The sequence below is a fragment of the Dehalogenimonas sp. NIT-SK1 genome (assembly GCF_055384165.1).
On the sequence record NZ_AP042352.1, the window covers coordinates 744,417 to 768,639 of the forward strand.

At 53.3% G+C, this 24,223-nt stretch carries 31 protein-coding genes; 9 read left to right on the forward strand and 22 right to left on the reverse strand.

Annotated elements, in window-relative coordinates; all coding sequences use genetic code 11:
- Positions 1-81 precede the first annotated feature (81 nt).
- The 3 genes from ACZ48S_RS03890 (at position 82) to ACZ48S_RS03900 (ending at position 4,970) form a co-directional block, all read left to right on the forward strand.
- A complete protein-coding gene (locus ACZ48S_RS03890; RefSeq protein WP_464214275.1) occupies positions 82-1,458 on the forward strand; it encodes a cobyrinate a,c-diamide synthase in 1,377 nt (458 codons plus the stop codon).
- A gap of 87 nt (positions 1,459-1,545) precedes the next feature.
- Positions 1,546-2,601, forward strand: coding sequence for a dual-specificity RNA methyltransferase RlmN (gene rlmN / locus ACZ48S_RS03895; protein ID WP_464214277.1), 1,056 nt, complete (start codon positions 1,546-1,548; stop codon positions 2,599-2,601).
- A 95-nt stretch (positions 2,602-2,696) separates the two neighbouring features.
- Entirely contained in the window at positions 2,697-4,970 is a 2,274-nt protein-coding gene (locus ACZ48S_RS03900) for a hypothetical protein (protein ID WP_464214279.1), read from the forward strand.
- A 72-nt stretch (positions 4,971-5,042) separates the two neighbouring features.
- Here ACZ48S_RS03900 and ACZ48S_RS03905 read toward each other — a convergent pair whose 3' ends face one another.
- Complete coding sequence (locus ACZ48S_RS03905; protein ID WP_464214281.1) at positions 5,043-6,212, reverse strand: tubulin/FtsZ family protein; 1,170 nt, start codon at positions 6,210-6,212, stop codon at positions 5,043-5,045.
- A gap of 213 nt (positions 6,213-6,425) precedes the next feature.
- Here ACZ48S_RS03905 and ACZ48S_RS03910 point away from each other — a divergent pair, with 213 nt between their 5' ends.
- The 5 genes from ACZ48S_RS03910 (at position 6,426) to ACZ48S_RS03930 (ending at position 9,416) form a co-directional block, all read left to right on the forward strand.
- On the forward strand, positions 6,426-6,650 hold the full coding sequence (locus ACZ48S_RS03910) for a hypothetical protein (RefSeq protein WP_464214283.1): 225 nt from the start codon (positions 6,426-6,428) through the stop codon (positions 6,648-6,650).
- Positions 6,651-6,803: 153 nt separating this feature from the next.
- A complete protein-coding gene (locus ACZ48S_RS03915; protein WP_464214285.1) occupies positions 6,804-7,088 on the forward strand; it encodes a hypothetical protein in 285 nt (94 codons plus the stop codon).
- 3 nt (positions 7,089-7,091) lie between these two features.
- Positions 7,092-7,322, forward strand: a complete 231-nt coding sequence (locus ACZ48S_RS03920; protein ID WP_464214287.1) for a YtxH domain-containing protein — start codon at positions 7,092-7,094, stop codon at positions 7,320-7,322.
- Positions 7,323-7,426: 104 nt separating this feature from the next.
- A complete protein-coding gene (locus ACZ48S_RS03925) occupies positions 7,427-8,551 on the forward strand; it encodes an AI-2E family transporter (RefSeq protein ID WP_464214289.1) in 1,125 nt (374 codons plus the stop codon).
- The gene (locus ACZ48S_RS03930) at positions 8,541-9,416 is read left to right on the forward strand and encodes a YihY/virulence factor BrkB family protein (protein ID WP_464214300.1); all 876 of its coding nucleotides are present in this window, start codon (positions 8,541-8,543) and stop codon (positions 9,414-9,416) included. The genes ACZ48S_RS03925 and ACZ48S_RS03930 overlap by 11 nt, the downstream gene beginning before the upstream one ends.
- Here the strand turns inward: ACZ48S_RS03930 and ACZ48S_RS03935 are convergent.
- From ACZ48S_RS03935 to ACZ48S_RS04025, 19 genes are all read right to left on the reverse strand, one after another.
- Entirely contained in the window at positions 9,409-9,624 is a 216-nt protein-coding gene (locus tag ACZ48S_RS03935; protein ID WP_464214302.1) for a hypothetical protein, read from the reverse strand. The genes ACZ48S_RS03930 and ACZ48S_RS03935 overlap by 8 nt on opposite strands.
- A gap of 44 nt (positions 9,625-9,668) precedes the next feature.
- Positions 9,669-10,349 carry a Crp/Fnr family transcriptional regulator gene (locus ACZ48S_RS03940; RefSeq protein ID WP_464214304.1) on the reverse strand — a complete coding sequence of 227 codons (681 nt, stop codon included), beginning with the start codon at positions 10,347-10,349 and terminating at the stop codon, positions 9,669-9,671.
- Positions 10,350-10,401: 52 nt separating this feature from the next.
- A complete protein-coding gene (gene panC / locus ACZ48S_RS03945) occupies positions 10,402-11,235 on the reverse strand; it encodes a pantoate--beta-alanine ligase (RefSeq protein ID WP_464214306.1) in 834 nt (277 codons plus the stop codon).
- Positions 11,222-12,064, reverse strand: a complete 843-nt coding sequence (panB, locus tag ACZ48S_RS03950; RefSeq protein WP_464214308.1) for a 3-methyl-2-oxobutanoate hydroxymethyltransferase — start codon at positions 12,062-12,064, stop codon at positions 11,222-11,224. Before panB ends, panC begins: the two co-directional genes overlap by 14 nt.
- A gap of 10 nt (positions 12,065-12,074) precedes the next feature.
- A complete protein-coding gene (gene panD / locus ACZ48S_RS03955) occupies positions 12,075-12,452 on the reverse strand; it encodes an aspartate 1-decarboxylase (RefSeq protein WP_464214310.1) in 378 nt (125 codons plus the stop codon).
- Positions 12,452-13,318: a Rossmann-like and DUF2520 domain-containing protein gene (locus tag ACZ48S_RS03960; RefSeq protein WP_464214312.1), complete on the reverse strand. Its 867-nt coding sequence runs from the start codon at positions 13,316-13,318 to the stop codon at positions 12,452-12,454. Before ACZ48S_RS03960 ends, panD begins: the two co-directional genes overlap by 1 nt.
- 153 nt (positions 13,319-13,471) lie before the next feature.
- On the reverse strand, positions 13,472-14,254 hold the full coding sequence (gene surE, locus ACZ48S_RS03965) for a 5'/3'-nucleotidase SurE (RefSeq protein ID WP_464214314.1): 783 nt from the start codon (positions 14,252-14,254) through the stop codon (positions 13,472-13,474).
- Between the two features lie 75 nt (positions 14,255-14,329).
- On the reverse strand, positions 14,330-15,556 hold the full coding sequence (locus tag ACZ48S_RS03970; protein WP_464214316.1) for a hypothetical protein: 1,227 nt from the start codon (positions 15,554-15,556) through the stop codon (positions 14,330-14,332).
- A 1-nt stretch (position 15,557) separates the two neighbouring features.
- Positions 15,558-15,752 (reverse strand): hypothetical protein, encoded by a 195-nt coding sequence (locus ACZ48S_RS03975; RefSeq protein WP_464214318.1) that lies wholly within the window; start codon positions 15,750-15,752, stop codon positions 15,558-15,560.
- The gene (locus tag ACZ48S_RS03980) at positions 15,752-15,955 is read right to left on the reverse strand and encodes a hypothetical protein (RefSeq protein WP_464214320.1); all 204 of its coding nucleotides are present in this window, start codon (positions 15,953-15,955) and stop codon (positions 15,752-15,754) included. Before ACZ48S_RS03980 ends, ACZ48S_RS03975 begins: the two co-directional genes overlap by 1 nt.
- A complete protein-coding gene (locus tag ACZ48S_RS03985) occupies positions 15,952-16,407 on the reverse strand; it encodes a hypothetical protein (protein WP_464214322.1) in 456 nt (151 codons plus the stop codon). The genes ACZ48S_RS03980 and ACZ48S_RS03985 overlap by 4 nt, the downstream gene beginning before the upstream one ends.
- Positions 16,408-16,449: 42 nt before the next feature.
- Positions 16,450-16,602, reverse strand: coding sequence for a hypothetical protein (locus tag ACZ48S_RS03990; RefSeq protein WP_464214324.1), 153 nt, complete (start codon positions 16,600-16,602; stop codon positions 16,450-16,452).
- 134 nt (positions 16,603-16,736) lie between these two features.
- Positions 16,737-17,102 carry a hypothetical protein gene (locus tag ACZ48S_RS03995; RefSeq protein ID WP_464214326.1) on the reverse strand — a complete coding sequence of 122 codons (366 nt, stop codon included), beginning with the start codon at positions 17,100-17,102 and terminating at the stop codon, positions 16,737-16,739.
- A gap of 22 nt (positions 17,103-17,124) precedes the next feature.
- Entirely contained in the window at positions 17,125-18,033 is a 909-nt protein-coding gene (locus tag ACZ48S_RS04000; RefSeq protein ID WP_464214328.1) for an ABC transporter ATP-binding protein, read from the reverse strand.
- 2 nt (positions 18,034-18,035) lie between these two features.
- Positions 18,036-19,091, reverse strand: coding sequence for an ABC transporter permease (locus tag ACZ48S_RS04005; protein WP_464214330.1), 1,056 nt, complete (start codon positions 19,089-19,091; stop codon positions 18,036-18,038).
- A gap of 97 nt (positions 19,092-19,188) precedes the next feature.
- Complete coding sequence (locus ACZ48S_RS04010) at positions 19,189-19,356, reverse strand: DUF3955 domain-containing protein (RefSeq protein WP_464214332.1); 168 nt, start codon at positions 19,354-19,356, stop codon at positions 19,189-19,191.
- Positions 19,357-19,379: 23 nt separating this feature from the next.
- Positions 19,380-19,802: a hypothetical protein gene (locus tag ACZ48S_RS04015; RefSeq protein ID WP_464214334.1), complete on the reverse strand. Its 423-nt coding sequence runs from the start codon at positions 19,800-19,802 to the stop codon at positions 19,380-19,382.
- Between the two features lie 81 nt (positions 19,803-19,883).
- The gene (locus ACZ48S_RS04020; RefSeq protein ID WP_464214336.1) at positions 19,884-20,234 is read right to left on the reverse strand and encodes a hypothetical protein; all 351 of its coding nucleotides are present in this window, start codon (positions 20,232-20,234) and stop codon (positions 19,884-19,886) included.
- A gap of 15 nt (positions 20,235-20,249) precedes the next feature.
- Positions 20,250-20,618, reverse strand: coding sequence for an ATP-binding cassette domain-containing protein (locus ACZ48S_RS04025; RefSeq protein ID WP_464214338.1), 369 nt, complete (start codon positions 20,616-20,618; stop codon positions 20,250-20,252).
- A 985-nt stretch (positions 20,619-21,603) separates the two neighbouring features.
- Between ACZ48S_RS04025 and queA the strand changes: the two genes are divergently transcribed.
- Positions 21,604-22,635 carry a tRNA preQ1(34) S-adenosylmethionine ribosyltransferase-isomerase QueA gene (gene queA / locus ACZ48S_RS04030; RefSeq protein WP_464214340.1) on the forward strand — a complete coding sequence of 344 codons (1,032 nt, stop codon included), beginning with the start codon at positions 21,604-21,606 and terminating at the stop codon, positions 22,633-22,635.
- Positions 22,636-22,670: 35 nt separating this feature from the next.
- Here queA and ACZ48S_RS04035 read toward each other — a convergent pair whose 3' ends face one another.
- Together ACZ48S_RS04035 and ACZ48S_RS04040 are read right to left on the reverse strand one after the other, a co-directional pair.
- Positions 22,671-22,988, reverse strand: coding sequence for an NINE protein (locus tag ACZ48S_RS04035; protein WP_464214342.1), 318 nt, complete (start codon positions 22,986-22,988; stop codon positions 22,671-22,673).
- A gap of 160 nt (positions 22,989-23,148) precedes the next feature.
- A complete protein-coding gene (locus ACZ48S_RS04040) occupies positions 23,149-24,222 on the reverse strand; it encodes an ABC transporter permease (RefSeq protein WP_464214344.1) in 1,074 nt (357 codons plus the stop codon).
- Position 24,223 lies beyond the last annotated feature (1 nt).

Sequence of the window (24,223 nt, forward strand, 5' to 3'; positions counted from 1 at the left end):
GGCTCCAGAAATAGCGCCAATTGACGCGGCAAATAGACTGTAATACAATCCAACAAACTTTATTGGCGGATAAAACATAGAATGAAGATTCCTCGCGTTGTCATTGCCGGTACTTCCAGCGGAGTCGGCAAAACTACTATCGCTACCGGTTTAACCTACGCTCTGCACCGGCGCGGATTGAAGGTCCAGCCGTTTAAATGCGGTCCTGACTACATCGATCCAGGTTATCTTTCAGCGGCGGCCGGGGTGGATTGCCATAACCTGGACGCCTGGATGCTGTCAGCGGAGCATCTGCGGGAGCTTTTTGCCTATTTCAATCAGACCAGCGACTTGGCCCTGGTTGAAGGTGTAATGGGGCTGTTTGACGGTCATCGCAAAAAAGGCGGCGGCGGTTCTACCGCGCAGATTGCAAGGTTGATTCAGGCTCCGGTTATACTCACCCTGAATATTGCCAAGATGAGCGAGTCCGCCGCTGCCATGACGCTTGGTTACTGCTCTTATGACCCAGTTCTTAAAGTAGCCGGCGTTATTCTCAACCAGGCCGGGAGCGCCAGTCATTATAATTCTGCCAAAAGCGCCGTAGAAGATCGCTGCGGGATACCGGTTATCGGCTCATTGTCCAGAGCGGCGGCTCTTACTTTGCCCGAACGACACCTGGGACTGGTTCCGGTGGCCGAGGGAAGTACCGAATCCGGTTACCTTGATCAGCTGGCTGATTTGATAGAAGAAGGAATTGACCTGGACAGGCTGCTGGAGCTGGCCTGCCGGGCCGAAGATTTTCCGACTATTGGAAAGCCTTCGCTGTTTCCTGCCGGTCCCGTAGAGCGGCGCTGCCGCATTGCCGTAGCCCGGGATGAAGCCTTCAATTTTTATTACCAGGCCAATATTGAACTACTGGAAGTCTGGGGGGCTGAGATCAGTTATTTCAGCCCGATAAACGACCAGTCTTTGCCCTCCGGCACCGACGGGGTTTATATCGGCGGTGGCTTTCCGGAGGTTTTTCTGCCGGAACTGGAAGCCAACAATGCCATGAAGCAGGCGCTGAAGGACGCGGTAGATAGCGGAATGCCCGTTTATGCCGAGTGCGGTGGGTTGATGTACCTGTCCCAGAGTATAGCTGATTTCCAGGGGCGGCAATATGATATGGCTGGTTTGCTGCCGGGCTGCTGCCGGATGCAGGGGAAACTGCAGCGGCTGGGTTACACGGTGGCTGAGAATCTGAAAGCCACGCCGCTGGCGGACCGCGGACAGGTTACTCGCGGGCATCTATTCCACTGGTCGAGGCTGGAGGAGCCGGAAGCGGATAAAACGGCTTACCGCATCATTGAACCCCGGGAGCAGCTGGAAGGTTTTGTGCTGGGACCGCGGGATAACCTGCTGGCCAGTTACCTTCATGTGCATTTCGGCAGTGACTCCGGGATGGCTAAACATTTTATAGATCGTTGTGCTGACCGGTGAACTTGGACCTTTACGTTTTTCAGCTAATAGTCAGCGTTGATGCCGCTTTAAACCGCGGCCGCTATTTGGCGCAGGATAACGCGGGTTATGGGTAAAGATATTGGTAACAATACCACCCTGCTGGGTATGAGTCGGGAAGAACTAAAGGCTCTGGCCGAAGCCGAGGGCAACAGGTCTTTCCGTGGAAGCCAGCTGGCGGACTGGATTTATAAGCATAGCGCGGCTGATTTCGACCGAATGAACAATCTGCCGTTCGAATTTAGGGAACTATTGAAACAGCGATACGCGGTGGGCAGGTCCCGGGTTGTTGACTCTCAGCTCAGCGTTGACGGTACCTTAAAGCTGCTGCTGGAAATGACTGATGGAGTCAGGGTGGAGACGGTTGGGCTGCCTCATGAAGATCGATACAGCTGCTGTATTTCCACCCAGGCCGGCTGTACGGTTGGCTGCCGATTCTGCGCTACCGGTCAGAGCGGTTTTAAGCGGAACCTGACGGCCGGGGAGATGGTTGATCAGGTTCTGTCAGTGAATTCATTCCTGATGGAAAATCCCGGACAGGGACGGGTCGGCGTGGATCACGTCATCATGATGGGCATGGGGGAGCCGCTGCTCAATTACACTGCCGCGGTAAAAGCCTTGCGGCTGCTTTCGGCGGAAATAGGCATAAGCCCGCGGCGCATGACGGTAAGTACCATAGGTCACGTTACCGGTATCAACCGTTTGTCCCGGGAACAGCTTCCGGTAACCCTGGCTATTTCGCTTCACGCGCCCGATGACCGACTGCGGAAAACTTTAATTCCGGGATTTACCCGCTGGAAAATTGCCGAAATAATTGAAGCCGGCCGACGCTACGCCCAAATAACCGGCAGGCGGCTGACCTTCGAATACTGCATGCTGGATGGAATCAACGATTCTGTCCAGCATGCCAGGTCCCTGACATCATTATTGAGAGGCATCAATTGTCACGTAAACATTATTCCATTTAATCCGGCCGAAGGTCTGCCGTACAGACCGTCTTCACCCCGACGAACCCGGGATTTTATCTCCGCGCTGAACGCCGGTCATCTCCAGGTTACTGAACGGGTCCGGCGTGGAGCTGATATTGACGCTGCCTGCGGTCAGCTCAGGCGCCGCGGCGACTGAGTTCAGCACCATGTGTTTGCCAACACTTTAGACCTCGGCTACAATTAGGCACGGCTGGCTCCAATAAACAAATCTGTCAAGCACAAGAGGTTCTCATGTCAGATAAAGAAGAACTGCAGGCTGCCGGCGATAAGTCGGTAAACGCCTCCAAAGAAGCTATTAGAGAAGCGAATGAACTGGCGCGCACCGCGCGTACCATTGTTGATAATGCCGAGAGACAAGCCCGGGAAGCGGTTAAGCAGGCTGAGAAAGCCATTAAAAGCGCTGATGACAGTTCACGAAATTACGCCAAAAACTATGAGAAAGCCATCAGCCAGGCTGAAGAAGCAGCGCGCAAAGCCCGGGAAAACGCGGAAAAGTGCACCCAGGCGTATGAGGACGCTGTCAGCCGGGCTGAAAAGGCTATTGATGACGCCAAATCGGGTGCCGATGAGCTGAACAGGTCATATCGAGAGGCCTCAAAGCAGGCAGAGAATACGGTAAAAACCCTCAAAGAAGAAGCGGCGGAAGCTCAGCGTGAGGCACGGCAGGCGCTGTCCGGAGCTGAGGCGTCCGCCAAGGAGATTGCAGGGGACGCTGAGAATGCCCTGGCAACTGCCCGGGAAGCCATGTCGGTAGCCGATGAAGCCCGGAATACGGCCCGCGGTACCGCTGCTGAAGCGGCGGAAGTAATTGCCGCGGTCAGACAGAATACCGAAAATGCCGTTGCCGAAGCCCGTAAAGCCGTGGCCGATGTTACTGACCGGGTTAGACAGACTGAAGAAAGCCTCAAAGCCGAGGTTAACAGTTTCACTGAAACCGCGGCTGAAAAGATGAGGCAGGACCTGGGGTCTGCGGAGACTGAAGCTCGCCAGGCGGTGGCGGCAGCCGAAGCTAAGGCCCAGGAAGCGGTGCGGCAGGCGGAATCCGTGCGGCAGCAAATCCTGGAAGAATCTAAAAAATACGCCGCGGCTTATGACAAGGCAGTTAAAGAAGCCGAGGCGGCGGCCGAAGAAGCGCGGACAGCCGGTGAGCAGTCGGTTTCCATGTCACAGCAAGCGGCTGAGCTGGCCCAGACAGCCGGTGAAGCAGCCAAGGAGGCAGCTGAAAATGCTTCCCGGCTTTCCATTGAGGCCAGTGACAAAGCAATCAAAAAAGCCGAAGCCGCCAGTGAAAACAGTGTGCGGGCCTCCAGTGAAGCGGTGGCCAGGGCTGAGTCTGTAAATTCAGAGGTTTCCGAAGCCGCCCGAAAAGCTGACGCCGCAGCCGCTGAAGCCGCCAGAAAAGCCGACGAAGCCGCCCGGGGAATTGCCGGGGCTGAAGCGGCTTCACTGGAAGCTAAACAGGCTGCCGAGGCGGTTGAGTCAAAGTCCCGCGATATTATTAAAAGAGCCGAGACACTTTCACGCCAGACGGAAACTACCCTGAGCGGGTATGCCAAGAATTACGAACGAGCTATTAAGATTGCGGAAGAAACGGCTTTATCGGCGCAAGCGGCGGGTGAAAAAGCCACCTCCGTTTCGCAACAGGCGGTGCAGCGGGCGGAAGAAGCGGCCGGTACGGCTAAAGAGGCTGCTGAAAAAGCGTCGGCGATGGCTAGAGCTGCCAGCGACAAGGCGGTAAAAGAGACCGAACAGGCTCGCGAGAACTGCATCCGTATCTCCGCTGACGCTATTTCCAAGGCAGAAGAAGCGGCCCGTTCCGCCCGTGAAGCCGCGGAAAACGCCGGTCAGGACGCCCGTAACGCCGCCGAAAAAGCCGACGAAGCCGGCAAGGCGGCCTCAGCCGCGGCTGAGGAATCAGTCAGGGTTTCCCGGGAAGCGGTGGAGCGGGTGGCGGTCATTACCGAAGAGGCCAAGCAAAGCGTGGCTGATTGGACCAGGGAAACACAATCTCATATTCAGATGCTGGAAGAACAGGCGCGCACTACCCGGGAAGCAGCCGAGGCTTCAACCGCGTCGTCAAAGGAAACCATTGCACGTATGCAGCAGTTAATGGAAGCCGCCCGGCTCTCCAGTGAGGAGTCAACCAAAGCGGCTAAAGACGCCGCTAAGGCGGCCCGCAGGGCAGCCCAGGAAGCAGCCCGTTCATGGATAAAAACCTTCCAGGAATTGATACAGGAAGCCGGAGAAATCGGCAGCGTGACCCGTCAGCTGGTAGCCGAAACCGGGGATGAATTGAAAAAGCCCCAGCCGAAAAAAGCCGCCAAGCCGGCTGATGAAAAGAAAACGGCGCCGACCCGAGAAACAGATGCGGCAAAAGATGATGACGCGTCCGGGCAGGAACAGCCACCTGCCTCGTCACGAGAGGTGATGAAAAACCGCATGGAAATGCTGGAGCAGATGTTTAAGGAAGCCAAGAACCTGCCGCCGGAACCACCGGAAGAATAGCTGGTATTGGCGGTATTAGGCGTTAAAAAAGGGCTGGTGCACTCACTAGCCCTTTTTTGCGTCTCAAACAGATTATAGCAACGAGGGGATGTCCTTGAAGGACTCTTCAACTCCCCGGAAGCCGTACTCCAGACCGGACTGGCGGCGGCGGGCGTTGTTGATGTAGCCGATGGTCTTGCTGAAGTAGTCCATAACCCGGCTGGAGTTGACCAGCTCTGACAGCACCACGGTAACGTCCAGGGTTTTATCACCTCTGGGGTAATCACCGGTGCGGATAGTGGCTTCGCTGGCCATGCCTTTAAGGGCGCCGGACATCTCGTTGATTAGGTCCATGCTCATATCGGCCTGAGCGGCGGTCAGCAGGTAAAGTCCGCGCTTGGCGTCGGTGGGATTGCAGCGCAACGAAAGGTCGGCCAATGCAGCGTTGATAGCTTCGGCTCCTTTCCGTACCTCGTTGCTCTGGTCCCGGAAGTCAGCATTACGGTTGAAGCGCAGCTTTGGTGTTTTGGTCTGACCAAATCCGATGACCGTCCACCCTGACAGCGTCTGGATGATGTCACCGCCGTCCATGACCTTTGAGCCGATGTATTTAGAGTTGCTTTCTTCGCCGGCACACAGCAGGTTATAGAATGGTTTGACCATGTGATAATTGATTTTATCAAGATTGGATCTTAAGGAGTGGCTGGCTTTTATAAAGCGCTGGTTGTCCACCAGGAAAATCGCGTCGGCAACCAGGTAGGCTGATTTGAGACAGATGCCGACATTGAAAACCGAGCGTTCTTCAGTTGACTCCTCATAGGCGAAGGGCAAAACCAGCATGTTGTAAACCGGTTTATCGGGAAATCTTTCTTTAATCTGCTGCGACAGCACCGAGATAGCTCCGGAACCGGTGCCGCCTGCGGCGCCGGCGATCAGCAGGAAAGCGTCGGTTTCACCCAGCTTGGAAGTGTTCTTGATGGATTCAATCAGTTTATCACCGTCTTCACGGGCTATTTCGGCGCCCATCTCATTGATTTTGCCAACACCGTGGCCGGATGTTTTTTGAGCGCCTATGAGTATGCGATGCTGGTAATCAGAACGAATATGTTCTAATCCGGAAAGATCGGCCACATCACTATTGACGGCAACCACATTGGAAGCTATTTCTACGCCGCGGCGCACGCGGGCTACCCGGTTAAGTTTGGCGAATTGATCGGCAATGCGTCCGCCGCATTGGCCGCAACCGACTACCAGTAATTTCATCTTTATATACCTCCGTCCAGAAAGACGTTGAATTCCAAAATTGACGGGGCAATTTTAACATACCTCTTATGCAATGGGAAATAACCGCTGAGGATTCCGATTACCGGTACATTTACCCTATATGCTGCGCCCGTTTCGGTCAGGCGAAACCCGGCAAGAGTTACAAATAATGTCCGCAGGTGTTATAATCACCCGGAGTTCTTAATTTCGCTTATGTTTTCTACCGCCATAATTCAACAAGCATGGATTAGATCCGCCGGACGCTGTGAGTGCGCCAGGGGCACTCATCAGCATTTCGGACGCTGCAACCGGCCCCTGTTCTGGGAACGGCGCGGTGAGAGCGGGCCGGGCGGCTGGGTGGCTGACAGCAAGACCGGTAAATTCCTGAAAGACGTGAATGACTGCGAGGTTATCTGCTGGTACTGTGATAATAACTAGCCCTGGTGTACCTCGGCTTCCGCATTCCTGCCACCGCAGAACCTGGAAATCCGGTAATTTTATTACTTGCTTGCGCTTTTGGGGCGTGTTATTATCAATTCAGCATTCCGTATAAAAGTTACGGTATTGCGACGGATATAACGGAGGCATTTAATGGGTATTGAGTGGTATCGAGATCTGGTAATAATTGTTGCCGGCGTTCTGGTAATACTTATCAGTTTTGTAATGCTGCTGCTGGTGATATCCATTTACCGTAAAACCAACACTATTTACAAACGTTCCGAAGGTATAATGCGTTCCCTGGAGAACACATCAGGGGCCATTGAAGGATTTACCCAGTACGCTACCAGGGAACTGGTAAAACCGCTGATTGAAATAGCGGCGCTTTTTCATGGTGTAAAATCAGGAATAGACAGTCTGCTGCATAGGAGGAAATAGATTATGAGCCAAGACTCCGGAAGCAATTTCGCGCTGGGATTGATTCTCGGCACCGCTGTCGGTATAGGCATCGGGCTGCTTTATGCTCCGCACCCCGGCGAAGAAACACGGGCGCTGTTAAGGGACAGGGCGGCTGAATTCTCAGAAAGGGCTGATGGATTCGCCGACAAGGTAAAGGAAAGCGCCGCCCATGCCAGGCAGAACATGGAAACCCGGCTTTCCGACACCGAATAGCATCTGACGGCTTAACTAAGCAAAGGTTCGGTCTTGAAGGACGCCAATACTTCAGACTTGCCTTTGTTTTCAGTATCTGACGCAAAAGCGGAAAAGGGGTTAGAGTGCAGTTACAGCACATTATCACCCGCCATTGGCGGATGATATTGTTCCTGATAATTTTAACGGCATTTTTCGCGCTTATCTATGCCTTGAGAAGCGTGCTGCTGCCGTTCATGATTGGTTTGCTGGCGGCTTATATCCTGCACCCGCTTATTTTGCTGCTGGAAAGGCATGTAGTCTTCCCGCCGAAACTGGAAAGGTTCAAGCGGCTGATCCTGGTGAGCCTTGTTTTGCTGGTGCTGCTGATCCTGTTGGTCCTGGTGGTAAGCTATATGGCGGCGACGCTTATAAACACCGCCACCACGCTGATGGACAACGCTACGCAGATATTCAACGCGGTAACCACCTATTTTTCGGACCTGCTGGAGAGTGTCCGAGCGCAATTTCCGCCGGATATCCAGGCCAGCATCAATGAATTCGTGGCCGGGGCGGGAAACGAACTTACCAACGCCTTCCAGCGGCTTGTATCACAGAGTTTTGAGATAATCCCGACCACCATCGGTTTTATCTTCGGCTTTGCGGCGCTGCCGCTGTTTTTGTTTTATATCCTGAAAGACTGGGAAACCCTGAGGAGTAATCTTTTCCATGGGCTCCCGGGAATGGCAGCTGTCCATACCCGCAATATCATGCATATCGTCAGCAACGTGCTGGGACGCTACATCCGGGCGCAGCTGCTGCTGGGCAGCATCGTCGGCAGCCTGACCTTTATTGGTCTGCTGCTGCTGCAGGTGGATTTCGGGCTGGCGCTGCTGCTGGGACTGGTAGCCGGCTTATTTGAAATGGTGCCTACCATCGGGCCCTGGGTCAGCGGATTGTTCGCTGTTATTATCATCCTGGCAACGTATCCGGATATTGTAATCTGGGTAATCTTGCTGTTTCTGATGATCCAGGGACTGGAAAATAATCTATTGGTACCGCGGGTACAGGGTAAACTGTTGCATGTCCATCCGGCCATTGCCCTGCTGCTGCTGGTACTGGGTGCTTACCTGGCCGGAATCTGGGGTGTTTTGCTGGCCGTGCCGCTGGCGGCGACCATTGTCCAGATATTCCAGTACACTGATGACCTTGCCCGTCTGGAAGATGAAAGGCCGCTTCTGCATCATGATAGCAAAACGTTTGAAAGATAGAATAAACCGGGCTAAAGACCGTGTTCTTTCTTATCGGCCGGTTCGGCTGGTAATGGGCACCATTGAAGGGCTGGCCGATAATGACGCCTCTCACCTAGCGGCCGGGGTAGCTTATTTCGCGGTACTATCTTTATTTCCGCTGCTGCTGGGCTTCATATCCCTGGCCGGGATTTTTCTGCCTTCGGAAGCGGTGCAGCAGGCGATCTTTGATTTTATGGAACAGAATCTGCCCGGTGTCGCCTCGGAAATAATTGTCGATAATATTGACCGCATTATCGCTTCAAGGGGATGGGTTGGTATTATCAGCCTGGTGGCCTTATTCTGGAGCAGCTCCAATATGTTCACCGCTATCGCCATTGCCCTGAACCGCAGTTGCGGTGTCTGTGAACGTCATCCGTTCTACCTGCGAAAGCCGCGGGACATCGCTCTGTCACTCAGCGCCGGTTTCCTGTTTCTTTTTTCCGGTGTTCTGCCTACGGTAATAAGCCTGATACCGGCAACTAATTTGCCTTTGCTGGGCAGCACTACCAATTTACTGCTGACAGCCATAGGCGCCGGTCTAACAGTACTGGTGTTTCTGGTGCTTTACAGTTTCCTGCCGACCAAAAGGCCCCTCTGGCGCTTTGTCTGGCCGGGTGCCCTGCTGGCGGCTTTTCTGTTTGAGGCCGGACGTTACGTATTCATCCTGTTTTTATCAAATTTCGCCAACTTCGAACTGGTGTACGGCACCATCGGCTCGGCAATAGCGCTGATGATATGGATATACCTGTCGTCCCTGATACTGTTGATCGGCGCCGAGTTCAATGGACAGTTGAAGAGACTGCACGAGGGTACGCTGACGCTGGAAGCGGACAAACCTATTTAAGGCGGCGCTTCTCGGTCAGGGTGATTTCATAGCGCCATGATATGGCGCCGCGGCTGCAGATGTATTCACATTTACGGCATTCCCCGCAGTCACAGTCATTATCATGAATGATGCCGGAATCCGTCATCTTAAGCTTGCCCTGGCTGCAGGCAGCCAGGCATAACATACAACGGTCACACTTCAGCGGATCAATAAATATCTGAGTCACCAATTTATATTACGCCTAACCTTTGTCCCATGATGTAACCAAAATCATCTTTCGGCCAGTCTTTTTAGTTCTTCCGGATTTAATATTACAATCCGTTGACGTTCTACCCGGATAATGCCGTCTTCCTCCAGGCTTTTTAAAGCCCGGGCGATCACCTCCCTGGCGGTACCCGCCATGGATGCCATGTCGCGCTGGGTCAGCCTGACCGTTCCTGATTGCGGTACGTGTTCCAGCAGTATCCCGGCCAGCCTTCCGGCTACCGGGCGGAAGGAAAGGTCGGCTACCAACTCTCCGAGGTCACGGATTTTCTGCCCCAGGGTGCGGATGATGTTGGCGGCCAGGGCTCCGTAGCGGCAGGATTTTGACAAGAGTTCTCGGCCATTCAATTTGTAAACCACAACCGGAGTCAGCGCCTGGGCTCCTGAAGGGGTCGGGCTGCCGTCAAAGGCGGCTACGTCGTTGAAACTGTCGCCGGGACGGGCAATAGCCGTTATCTGCTCCTTGCCGTCGGCGGAAGTACCGAATACCTTGACCGCGCCGCTGGCTACCAGGAAGAGATAGTGATTATCGTCTTCTTCATGCAATATCATTTCGTCGCGGTCGAACTTGTCAGTAACCGCCAGTTCTTCAACCCGCGCCAGGTCCCCATCCGACAGCCCGGCAAAATAGGGCGTCTGGCGTAAGAGGTCATGCCTGCTGATGACCGGCAGTTCAGTTTTGGCCACGGTTTCTGTCATAACGCTGTGATTATAAAAGCCCGGAAAGTCTATGGCAAGGTTATTCTGAAATAAAGTTGTCAATCAGCCTGGTTCGGCCGATTTTCACCGCCAGTGATACCAGGAAAGGTTGTTTGATATGGGCTGTTTCACGCAGCGAACCGGCCTCGGCGATGCTGATATAATCAATTTCGGCCAGCGGCTCAGTCTCTATCATTGCCGCCATGCGGTTTTTGATGATATCGGCGTCGGTTTGACCGCGGCTGATAAGCTTTTCAGCCATTTGAAGAGAACGGTAAAGCACCGTTGCCGCCTGCCGTTCGGCTTGGCTGAGGTAACTGTTGCGGCTGCTCATGGCCAGGCCGTCAGCTTCGCGGATGGTGGGCATGGCCACGATTCTGACCGGCACGTTGAGGTCTGCGACTATTTTTCTTATTACCGCCAGCTGCTGGGCGTCCTTTTGTCCGAAATAGGCATTATGCGGCTGCGCCAGGTTGAGCAGTTTCAGTACCACGGTAGCCACTCCACGGAAATGACCGGGGCGTGAAGCCCCTTCCAGCCGTTCGGCTATCTGACCGGGGACAACCGCAGTATCGGCGCTCGGCGGGTACATTTCAGCGGCGTCCGGCAGGAATACGGCATCAGCCTGGGCTGCTTCCAGCCGGGCAAGGTCGCGGCCTGTATCCCGGGGATAGGACTCAAAATCTTCATCCGGCCCGAATTGAGTCGGATTGACGAAGATGCTGACAATGGTATAGTCATTATCAGTCACAGATTTATTAACCAGTGAAAGGTGCCCTTGATGCAAAAAACCCATGGTAGGCACCAGTCCGACGCGTCCGGTAAGGCCGCCGCGGTAACGCCGCAGTTGCCCGATAGTTTTAATTACTTTCATCTGACCTAAGCTGTTCAATTATGGAGTCATCCATATCAAAACACTGCGCATCCCCCGGGAAGGCACCGCTTCTGACCTCATCGGCGTAATCATTTAGAGCGCCGGTAATGATGTCGGCCAGCCGGGCATACTGCTTGGCGTGTTTCGGCACGAAATCGGTGAATAAACCCAGCATATCGGAAACCACCTGAACCTGGCCGTCGCAGCCGGCTCCAGCGCCGATGCCGATGGTGGGGATACTTAGACTGGCGGAGATAAATGCTGACAGCCGGGAGGGCATGGTTTCCAGGACCACCGCGAAGGCGCCGGCGGCTTCCAGCGCCCGGGCGTCAGCAAGTAGTTTCCGGGCCGCTTCCAGGCTGCGCCCCTGGACTTTATGCCCGCTGAGCTGGTTGACTGATTGAGGCGTCAGACCGATGTGACCCATGACCGGTATGCCGCAGTCAACCAGCTTTTTTACTTTATCAGCCACGATAACGCCGCCCTCCAGTTTGACCGCGTTAGCGCCTGCTTCCTGGATGAAACGCGCGGCATTTCTGAGCGTTTCATCCAGGGTGATGTGATAAGTCATAAAGGGCATATCAGCGATGACCATGGACTCCCGGCTGCCGCGGGTGACCGCTTTAGTATGATGCAGCATGTCATCCATGGTAACCGGGATGGTGGAATTATAACCCAGCACTACCGTGCCCAGTGAGTCACCTACCAGGATGAGGGGAATGCCGGCCCGGTCAATCAGCTGTGCCGTGGGATAGTCGTAGGCGGTGAGCATGGAGAATTTTTCGCCCCGGGTTTTGAAGTCACGCACCTGCTGTATGGTGGTTCTCATAATAGTCCTCCTAGGCGGGGATAACCCCTGATGGGTCTTTAACTGAGGTAATTCGGTTGAACGCGTCAACGTAGACCAGCTTTGGCGTATGTTGCGCCAATTTTTCCTCCGATACCTGCACGTAACTGAGAATGATGACCATATCACCCTTAACGGCACACCGGGCAGCCGCTCCGTTCAGCCCGATTTCGCCGCTGCCGGTTTCACCCTCGATAACATAAGTGTCGAAGCGCTGACCGTTGTTAAGATTCAGTACCTGTACCCGTTCAAACGGCAGGATGCCGGATGCTTCCAGCAGTTCACGGTCAATGGTGATGCTGCCCTCATAATCCAGGTCGCAGCGGGTTACCCGGGCGCGGTGTATTTTACTGTTAAGCATGGTTCTCATTATTCATTCTCCAGTAGTTGTCTAAGTTCGGCAGCTCCCTGCCGGTCAAGACCGCCCGCGGCGGCGGCCAGCGGTATGGTTTCCATGGCCATGCACCGGTAAATATTGAGCGCCTCCGGTGCCCGTCCGGCCAGCGCCTCCAGGTGTGTCCGCACTGTCGCGGTATCACCGCGGGCTACCGGACCGGTGAGGCATCCCGGTATTCCGATGTTTTCCATATTATCAACCGTACCCCGGATGAGCGGCAGCAGCGCCGCCATCGCTTGTTCTTTGTCAGCGAAAGTCCGCCACAGTCCGGCGGCTTTGCCGGCCAGCGTTACCAGGTAGTTGGACGCCATGACCGCCGAGGCATGATACAGCACCCGGTCATCGGCGGACAGTTCAATCACCCGGCCGCCCAGCTTTACCGCCATTGTTTTAAGTAGGTTCAGAAGCGGCTCGGCGGCTTCCGCGACAAAGGTAATGCCGGGCTGGATGGCTGCCTGTTTTGGAGAGGCGGCGCTTTGCAGGGGATGAAAAACACCGGTTGCCGCTCCCTGGGCAACTAGGCTTCCGAGCGCTTCCCGTGATGTGGCCGCCGAAACGTGGCAGAACATCTGCCCAGGCCGGGCATGCAATGCCCCGGCTGTCTCCGCTATGGCTCCATCTGGAGTGGTGATAAAAACAAGGTCGGTGCCGTCAACTGCCTGCTGCGGTTCCGCGGCGGCAACAGCGTTCGGGAGTTTATCGGCCAGCAGTTCCGCTGAGCTAAAGCTGCGGCTGGCAACAGCGGTCACGTCGTAGCCTGCAGTCTCCAGCCCGACCGCCAGCGCGGTACCCATCCTGCCGGCGCCGATGAATCCTATCTTTAATGATTTAGCAGTCATAGAAAAACCGAATGCCTTCCCGGCAAAGCGGAGAAGGCATTTCCTTCCTGGCTATTGCCGTCTCGTTCCGGTGAGGGATACAAGCGGACTATTTACACACTAATTATACTATACCGGGACAAATTATTGCAGTCCCCGGCACGTTAAAAACGGTCAAGAGCCGTTTTTGAGCCTGTGGAACCAGTCTTGACACACTTTATCCAGGTCAGCCGCGTGAGGCCTGCGGAAAAGATTCGTATGGAGTTCGGTAACCGAGATGCGGGCCTGTTCAATGGCCTTGATGTCGGTGCCGGCAATGGCCTCGAAATCAAGCTGGCGGCGCACCAGCCAGTAGAACTCGCGGCGTCCGTCGTGGCCTTCCTTGACGCTGTCGATGTTAGTCTTGTGTGCCAGTACCGTCAGTTCAATCCCCTTGATTTTCTCCAGCGGCAGGTCCGGAACGTTTATATTCAAAAAGATATCCTTTGGCAATTTACCGGCCAGTATATCGCCGGCGACGATGGCGGCTAATCCGGCGGGTATTTCCAGGTTGGCCGAATCCACCCCGGCACTGGAGATGGCTACGGCGGGAATGTTCCGGAGATAGCCCTGCAGGGCAGCGCCGACCGTACCGGAAATAAGAACGTCATCGCCCATATTGGGACCGTTGTTGATGCCGGATATAACCAGGTTCACCGGGCCTTCTATCAGGTTTTCCAGCGCCAGAATGACCGCGTCGCCGGGCATGCCTTCAACGGCAAAGCACTCCGTGCCGTTAATGGGTGAGTCTGCCTTGCGCACCCTGAGCGGCTGCCGCAGGGTGATGGCGGTGCCGGTGGCACTTTGTTCTCGGTCAGGGGCGGTTACCGCCACCGGAGCAACGCCGGCAACATGGGTTGCCAGTGCCCACAAACCGGCCGCGTTGATGCCGTCGTCGTTGGAGATAAGTATTTTCATGGGAGTTCAGGATAGCATAACCGGTGTGATTAAAGCCAGTGCGGTTGCGCTGGTTTATTTTATGGATATTCAACTTTAAGAAAGCTGATATACTGTGCCGTCAGCCCGGTTGACGACCCAGACATGCTGACCGTCATAGGCCAGAGCGGCTCTCAAGGCATAGGTGCCTTCGGTGAAATAAGAGGTAGTCAAGCTGACGATTTCCCGGGTGGCGATGTCGAATTCGGCCACGGTGCCGTCCTCGATGTCCACCATCCAGATGGTGCTGCCGTCGGTCACCGCGTTGCCGCCGTAGACCGGCATTTCCATCTGGACAACCTCCACCGGATTACCTTCAGTGTCATTATCCAACCAGTAAAGATAGGGACCGATATAAAACCACAAATCCTCGCCGTCAAAGATCAACGAACCACCAAGAGCGCCGGGCACACTGCCGATTGAGTCAACGATATTGCTGTGGTCAGGATCAATCCGGTAGAAAGTCTGCCCGGCCGACCAGAGATAACGACCATCAGAGATCAGATAGTTAGGGCCATGTCTGACCAGACGGTCATCGACAACGATGCCGTTGGTGCGGCAGATCTTGCTGATGCCGCCCATGCCGCCCCAGAGATACTTGCCGTCATAATACAAGGAACCGTAATCATCAGGATTGACTGTCCACCGGGCATACACCGTCGTTTTCAGACTGTCGGCATTTATTTTTACCAGGTGACCACTCGGGTAACTCCCGCTGAGAACCGATACCCAAAGGTATTTGCCGTCGAAGGCCATACCTTCAGCCCGGCCTTCAATAGGAACATCCGCCACCACCGAACTGTCACCCGGGTCAACCTTGCGAACCGCGCGGCTACCGTCGTCGGCCACCCACAGGTACTCCCCGTCGAAGCAGGCGCCGATACCGCTCTGCCATTGAACAGTCAGCGGATCGACGTCCGCCGAACTGCTGAAGTTGAAGCAAAACCAGCCGTTGTTGTAAAGATTACCCCCCACGCTGAACAGGATCATCAAGACCACCGCAAGGGTGCCCCGGTTACGGCCGGCCGACCGCAGAAAACGAACGACAGGATTGGCGGACTCATCATCAACCGGAAGCTCACCGGCGGTTTCCTTCTGCCAGTCACGACGGGTGAGAAAATAGTAAATCAGGGGGGCAAACGGGAGCAACAGGCCCGAAGCCAGCGCCCATGCCAGCGATTCGCCGACGCGCCGGCCCAGTCTGCGGGCGTCACGGAATACGATGAAACCGATAATGCCCCCCAGGCCGAACCACACCAGGAAATAAGCGTAAGCACCTAACATCTCAACCCTTCCTGTTCCGTTCCAGAGAGGAAACCTCGTCTTTCAAAGCGTCAATTTCCTCACGCAGTTCCTGGTTTTCTTTCCGTCGTTTTTTGATAAGATAATTGCGCACCAGGACAACGATGATGGCGACGGGAACAAGCCAGAGCAGGATATTGATGATAATAATCATGAATTCCAACGGTCCAAATGTCATCAGCCGGAATCTCCCTTCTTTTCGTCCGTTTCTTGCCCGTCATCGGAACTCAAGGCTGACAGGCGACGGCGCAGGTCATGCAGTTCCTGCTTCAGCGACTCGTTTTCTGGCGCAACCGGAGGCCGGATGACCTGGTAGATGACCCAGGCTAAACCGGCCAGGAGCAGGCCGATGAACAGCACCTCGAACAGTCCGAACCTCACCAGTACAACCTTTCTTGGGTGCCTGACGCATCGGAATTCAGGGCGTCAGCACGGCGGAACTGGATAACCCCGAGGACGAGTACTGCCAGGCCCAATGCCATCGGCAGGTAAGCTGAATAATACCATGGTGATATTTCACCGTATGTGGTCAAGGCCGCCCGCCAGAATAAAAAGCCGCCCACCGCGGCTGAGACCAGGCCGGCCGTAATCTGGTAACCGCTGAACCGGATGTCATATTCCCGCTGAATAAGAGCAAATAGAAATATGAAAGTGCCGAGCAGCATCACCGCAACTTCCAGGATAATGCTTGGCGGGTGAGAATAGAATATGATACTGTCCGACAAAGGCACGGAACCGGCCTTCAAGTCAGCCAGGTGCCAGGCGCTGTACACAAGTCCCGCGCCCAGTGCCGTCTGCAGAATTGCCGCAGTTTTTAATATTTTTAAATTCATGGTTAATCCCCCGTTACCGCAGTGGATTGAGCGGTCTGCGGCTCACCTTTCCGGCCGTCCTAAGAACCAGTTTTCCGAGTAACGCAGATTAAGCTCCCTGGTTTTGACACGGACAATTGAGTAGAGCAGGAACATCGCGGCGATAAACGATACCAGGGCCAGGTTATGAGTATGAAAACCGCTAACTTTTTTCATTCCTAGATTGTTTTAAACTCCTTTCTGAACAGATGATATCAGGTGGATATCTAGTTGATGCCCGGTTATAATATTCATTGTTTTGTCACTCCTGACGGGAGTTGACGAGCTCGTTCCAATGGGATTTTGTCTAACTAGAAAAGGATACCGATTATGATGAAAGATACCAATGTAACCAGATGAGGCAACAAAAGAATCGGGTAATCGACATAGGATAAACCCCTGCCATTATAGAATGAAGAAATAAAGAATAATGCGCCAATTCCCATAACAATAAACAATGCGCCCCCCAATCTGTGCCAGAGAGCGGCTATCGTCGTAAATATCGCTAATAAACCAAGAACACTGACTGCACTAATAAGGGCAGTCAATAGCGGATTAAGGCCATTTGTATTATCAAACACCGACACAGACGTGTTGATGATTGTGGCACTAATGATTATCGCCGCCTGTAAGGCATAAAACAGTCTTTTTTCTTTAGCCATACATTTCTTTGCCATTTATTCGTGCCTCATCCGTTACTTATCGGTTTTTCTTCTGAGTCGCCTCGATGAAGACGCTTTCCAGACTGCCGGTGGTGCGGCGCATCTCGGTAACATACAGTTTCTCTCCTGCCAGGGCGGCTGATATCTTTTCGGCGGCATCGCCCGGAGCAGACACCAGAATCCGGTCCCGGCCCTGTTTAACCAGGTAGCCGGCGGCTTCCAGCAGCGCCGCCGACGCCGTCAGGTTGCCGGTGACGATTTCAAATACAGTATCAGAAGCAGTACCTCCGTCGAGAAGTTCGGTCAGAGCGCCCTGTTTAACCACCACGCCCTTTTTCATGATAGCCAGGTGAGTACAGACCTGTTCCACCTCGGAAAGAAGATGGCTGGCCAGCAATATGGTCTTGCCCTGGCGGTTGAGTTCATTAATCAGATTGCGGATTTCGACGATGCCTTCCGGGTCCATGCCGTTGGTCGGTTCATCCAGAATCAGAAACTCCGGGTCGTTCAGCAGGGCCAATGCCACCGCCAGGCGCTGCTTCATGCCCATGGAATAGGTGCGGAACTTGCTGGAGGAACGGTCGGCCAGACCGACCAGGCGGATGACTTCGTCAATCCGCTCATCGGACACCGGTCCGGTCAGTTCACCGAAGATGCGGACATTGTCCCGGCCGGAAAAATTGGGGTAAAAACCATGCAGGTCCATGACCACGCCCACCCGCCGCAAAGACTCCGCCCGCCACGGCTCACCGAAAAGGCTCACCTTCCCGGAAGTGGGGGACAGCAGACCCAGGATACAGGAGATGGTGGTGGTCTTGCCGGAGCCGTTGGGGCCGAGGAAGCCGAAGACCTGCCCGCGCTCCACGGCAATACTTAAATCCTTCACAGCGGTGACATCGCCGAAGCGTTTGGTAAGATTGGCAGTGCTTAAGACAGTATTGTTCATGACTATGCTTTCAACTCCTTGCGGCGGAAAATGGTATAAGTGCCGATGGTATAAAATGCCGTGTACCCCAGGGCTGCTAAAATGGCCGGTACGGCGTCGCGGTAGCAGTCCTGGGGCCCGCCGCCGCCGGGGGCGAACGGCCCTGTTGCCGCGGCAAGTGACCAGTATTCCTGGATCAAGCTGTTGAAGTTGTAACCCAGAGAAAGCGGCGCCAGCATGCCCAGGATGCCGTCCTGGCAGGGGGTAGCCATCAGGAATATATTGCCGCCGATAAAGGCGATGATCAGGCCGATGGTCATGGCGGTAGTGGGTGAAGCCAGGATAGTGCCCAGGAGCGCGCCGCCCATCATATAGGCAGCAAACATAAAAGCGGTGATAGCGAAAACCGAGGCCAGAAATCCGAAGTCAATAACCGGCGGCGAAGGTGCGCCGAGGCTGTTGTAAGAGATGTAGCCGCTCAAGCCCACCGCGATGGTAAGCAGCAAGGCGAAAAACAGGGTTTGCCCCAGTACGGTCAGTACCTTGGCTGAAACCAGCTGAGACCTGTTTACACCCCGGCTGATTATCAGGCGGTAGGTGGAGTTACGGTATTCGGAGGCGAACAGGCTGACAGCGGCGGCCACGGCCAGGATGGGTATTAGAATCGCGATACTGGAGGCGGAGTTTCTGACCATGGATGAGAAAGAGAAACGCCCATCCTCGGATGTAAGGCTCTCTATTTCGCCGGTAAAATATTGGTCATACAGATTCACCCAGTAGTCAATATTTTCAGGCAGGAGCCTGCCGGATTCATCAACTTCAGTGAAGTCCTGGTAATCCGGATAGTCCTCAATGGCGTTGCCGAATATGACCAGCTGGCCGGTTTCCACCTGGGTTATGAGATTGTTTTTCTGTTCGTTCAAACGTCTTATTTCATAGGAATACTGGGTATCCATATTGGTACTGATGAGCAGTGAAAACAAGATAATGACGGCGGAAATAATGTAGAAAGAAGTGCCTTTGCGGAGTTTTCTTAACTCCAGGCGGGTTAATCTGAAGATACCGGCGATGTCTGGCATTATTATACTCCTGATTTTCCACTAACTGCGGCTATTATATCACCCGAAGATGAACAGAAGATGAATAAAACGGGGGGGGGTGAGAATTTTTAATATACTATCCATCGGTTTTTATAAAATAAGTGATTACACTGACCACACCGACCATAAACAATATGGCACCTATTACCCAGATAAAAAAGGGGCCGTTCATCATCCCCGTTGCCTGGAGATACACCCCCACTAATAGAATCCCAGCTCTTGGCCAAAAACCGGATTTCAACATAGTTTTGCCTCCTTCAGTATTCGTCATCTGGAGTTCAGTAACCTAGTCTGCGTGATTCCCAATACCATCACCACCGCTCCCAAAATGAAGGCAGGATACACCAAATAGAAGATATCCCCGATTACCCACTGGTCACCCATGATGGCGATACCCACTATTCCTGAACTCAGGGCTATCCCCACGCCTGCAGCGGTCTGCCAACCGGCGCGCAAAACCTGCTTACGGCTCTGATATATATTGAGACCGGCAATAATCAACCCTGCTCCGGCGATACCGAGGTTGGCTACGGCGTCATTCGGGGGATAGGCGGCGATTATGGTACCTGTGGGATCATCAACCGGCTCTCCTGATGAAGGATCTTCAAACTGGGCTTTATCCAATGCGACAAACGATACCAGGACTACCAATAAACCCAGCGTGACCTGAAGCCATGAAATATTTTTCATTTTCGTCCTTTCAGACTATACTCTCCGGTGCGATCATACAGAGTTGCCCAGCGGCATTTATCCCGTTCAAATTAAAAAACATTAACAAAACTCTTTTTTCGATTTAACGACAAGTACCATAGCTACTACACCTACAAACATTGGGAGTGTTACAATAGAAGCTGCAATGCCGATAAGCGCCAATCTCCACCTTTCGCGTTTGATAGCTAAAACACCTCCCATGATTGCCAATATGCTTGAAATCAACAATACTATCCTCAACCCGCTGAAGGCAACAAAATATAAATTGCTAGGAAGAGTATCGTTTTGATTAATGATGAACGGGATGAGAACGTACAGGAGAGTGAACAACCCTGTAGCAACGCTGATGACCCCGCCAATTACAGGCATCGCAGTACGGGGCTTCGCTGACAAATGAGATGGGTCCGTCATGTTGCCTCCATTTTTTCAAGAGTTATCTATGCAAGCTAAATCAGCCAATTCCGTGATATGCTCTTCAGATAACCTGTCACCAGCCAGGAGTTTCAGGTTAAACCTGCCGGAAAACTGCGGGTAAAAAACCGGCCGCTCGAAGACGGTGCCTACTTTTTTCAATAAACCCGGCAATTTGCCGGAGTTACCTTCCTGCCTGAAGAGGCTGAACGTACCCGAATCAGCCCGCGACAATCCCAGCAGAATACTGATGATGGTGGATTTCCCGGCGCCGTTGGGGCCAAGCAGGCCGAAGATGGCGCCCGGTGCCACTTGAAGGTCTATATTCTTCAGAGCGGTTACGGTGCCGTAGTGCTTGCTGATACCGGTGAGTTCAACAGCCACGTTGTTATCCTCCGTTTCAGAAACCGACAAGTGAAATGTCGCATCCAGCGGTAAACGTTCACGATTATACCATCCAAAGATGAAGGGGAGATGAACAAGCGGCTCCGGCCCCACTTCTTTTTGCCGGCTTTTTCTTGCCCGTTATTTCCGTCCTACCTCATTGAATATCTCATGTTTACGATCAATTATGATTGCTTTCGAATTAGTGCTTATATCCCGATGTTTTTCCGTAGATATTCACCTAACCCATAAACTACGAGGGTTATCAGAATTATAATAATAAGTGCACGGATATAATTCATGTTAGTGGTTGGTTCATGAAAATGAAAAACTCCTGCTGCAATCAGTATTACTGAAATCACCCCAGCGAACGGGGAGATAAACACTTGACTCCTCGCATATCCGGTAACACTGGCAATCAGAACAACGAGAATACCGAATACCATGAATAATGCTCCGTTAAATCGTGATCGTTGTCTCATATATTTCACTATTCCTTGGTTATTCCATTTCGAGATTTATTTGCTATCATGCTTGGAGGAGTATTTTTCAATATATTAACCATTGCTTAGATTCATACGGACATAAGACAGATTCCCAATAATTTCCATCGTCATTTGCGTTCACCGGAATACTGGTTGTGACCACCAAAAAGAGAGCCGTGAATAGTATTAACAGTTTTTTCACTTTTCCGTCCTCCGATTTATACTAATGAACCATGCTTTCCTTCTAATCTCACCTATTCATCGCTGCCCCCTTCGCCTTCAGGAATTTACCTATAGTTATCTTTTATTACCGCCTTTAGCATACAACTCAAAGATGAACAGACGATGACATTTTGATGACAATTTGATGAACGATAATAAATCTTTAGTACTATGGGATGAAAATCCTGCTGATTGACGATGATGAGCAATTGTGCATCCACATTTAATCTGCCGTTATTATGGCCGGGAAACCACTAAAAAAGTTATAATAACCCGTTTTGAAAACATCTGATTTTAACTATAATTTACCGGACAGGCTGATTGCCCAGACTCCGGTGGAACCGCGCGACAGTTCGAGGCTTCTGGTCCTGGAAAAAGAAACAGGCCTGATTCAGCACAGGAATTTTCGGGATATCATTGATTACCTGGAACCGGGAGACGCCCTGGTTTTCAATGACTCCAGGGTAATGCCGGCGCGGCTATACGGCCGCAAGCTGGAAACCGGTGCCAAGGTCGAGGCGCTGCTGCTCCTTCGGAAAGCGCCGAACCAGTGGCAGGCCCTGATAAAACCGGCTAAAAAGCTGGCTCCGGGGACGCTGGCAGCCCTTTATGACCAGTCGGGAAGGGACAGCGGGGTAACTTTTGAAGTTATCTCGCGGAATAAAGACGCTACCGCCGACATCCGTTTTTCTGATGAAAACCGGCTGCATGAACTGGGCATACTGGCCTTGCCGCCGTATATTCACCAACGCCTGGATGAACCGGAGCGCTACCAGACGGTTTATTCCCGCATCAGCGGCAGTGTGGCGGCACCGACCGCCGGGCTGCATTTTACGCCGGAGCTGCTGCGGCGAATAGAGACCAAAGGGGTCAAGCTGCTGTTTGTGACGCTGCATATTGGGCTGGACACCTTCCGGCCAGTCAAGGAAGAAAATCCGGCCAATCATCCGATTCACCGGGAATTTGCCGTGCTGCCGGCGGAAACGGCGGCGGCGGTTAATAAGGTAAAAGCCGCCGGCGGCCGGGTGTACGGCGTGGGTACCTCGGCGGTGCGGACACTTGAATGGGCGGCACAAAGCACAGGTATGCCGTTAAAGCCATTTGAAGGCTGGGTGGAGCTTTTTATCCTGCCGGGGTTTGAGTACCGGGTAATAGACCGGTTGATAACCAATTTTCACCTGCCCTGCGGCACGCCGCTGATGCTGACGGCGGCCTTTGCCGGCTGGGATAAAGTAAAGGTGGCCTATGAGGCGGCAGTAGCGGAGGAATACCGGTTTTTCAGCTTCGGTGACAGTATGTTGGTGGTGTGATGCCTACCCGTGAATGCCGGAGCAATATTGCGAGGTCAGCCGGCAGACCGGTTATAACGCTCCACGCGGCCGTTCAGCAGGAAGGATTCAATAATCATGGGCAGTATAAACAGCAGGGAATAGATAACGGCCAGCGGTGAAAACTTAACCTCCCCGATGACGGTGCCCGCTGTGCTGCCTTCGCAGACCGGCAGCAAAAGGACATAGCTGACCGCCCAAATCAGATAACCGGCAATAAATAAAATGCCCTGGATTGTTCGCCCCAGATAAAAGTTGTGCGCTCCCACCGGCCAGAGGAAGAACAGCAGGAAGTACGCCATTCCTAGGCTTTTTGGTTTTTCCACCCGGTTCATACAATTCCATCAGCCTCCTGCCTTCCATGGTATCACGCAATTTTCTGTTGTCAAAATACCCAGGACTTGGCAGCAATAGCGGATGCTTTGGGGAAAAAGGTTAAGGATTACTCTACGGCCATATCGATTTTCAACCGGTTGACCACCGGTGGCGGGGTATCTATTCCCACTTGAAGAAGCGAATAGTCAGTATCAGGCAAACCACCAGCCAGCCCAGCAGCACCATGATGTCTGTTGACAGCGGATACAACGGCGGTGACTCCACCATAACCTGACGGAAACCGTCAGCCAGGTAGGTAAGCGGCATGGCGGTGATGACCGGCCGGATGAACTCCGGCATCATGTCCACCGGGAAGAAAACGCCGGACAAAAACATCATGGGGAAAGAAATAAGGTTGACGATGGGGGTGGCGCCTTCCACTGTCTTGACCCTGGCAGCCACTACGTAACCCAGGCTGATGAACACCAGGGTGCCCAGGATAACCAGCCCCACCAGTAGCAGCCAGCTGCCCATGACCGGCACATCAAAAACAGCATTGGCGATGGAAATAAGTATGGCCGCCTGGACTACCGCCAGCACCAGACGGAAAGCCAGCTGGCTGATAACCACCGTGCTGCGGGACAGCGGCGTTACTCCCAGGCGCTTCAGTACCTTCTTTTCACGCCATTCCACCAGCGGCAATATGCCGAACAGGCCGCTCTGCATGATGGACATGGCCAGGATGCCGGGAACAAAGAAATCAATAAAGCGGAAGCTTTCGGAAAGGATGGATTCCTCTTCAAGGTCGATGAGTACTGGAGACTGAGTCAGTTCACGGTTGAACTGGTCAATAATCTGGCGGACTACCGGCAGGATAACCTGTGATGTCTGGGTTTGGGAAGGGTCATGGTAGATGGTCAGGGAGGCTGTCTCACCGGTGCCGACGGTACTGTCAATGTTCTCCGGTATAACGATAACGGCTGTCAGGTTGCCTTCCCGGAGCTGATCCAGGGAAGGGTCCAGTTCGCCTTCGGAGACAGTGAAAATGGGTACCGACGCGAAGGCTTCCGTCAGGCCCTGGCTGATGTGAGATTCGTCATCTACCACCAGTTTAATGTTGTAATTGACATCGTTGGAGCCGCCGAAGACCATGCCGAACAGGAAGATAAAGATAAGCGGGAACGCAAAAGTAAAGAAAACGGCGGTCTTGTCCCGTAAAAATTGTTTGAAGTTGGCGATAATTAGTTTGAGCATA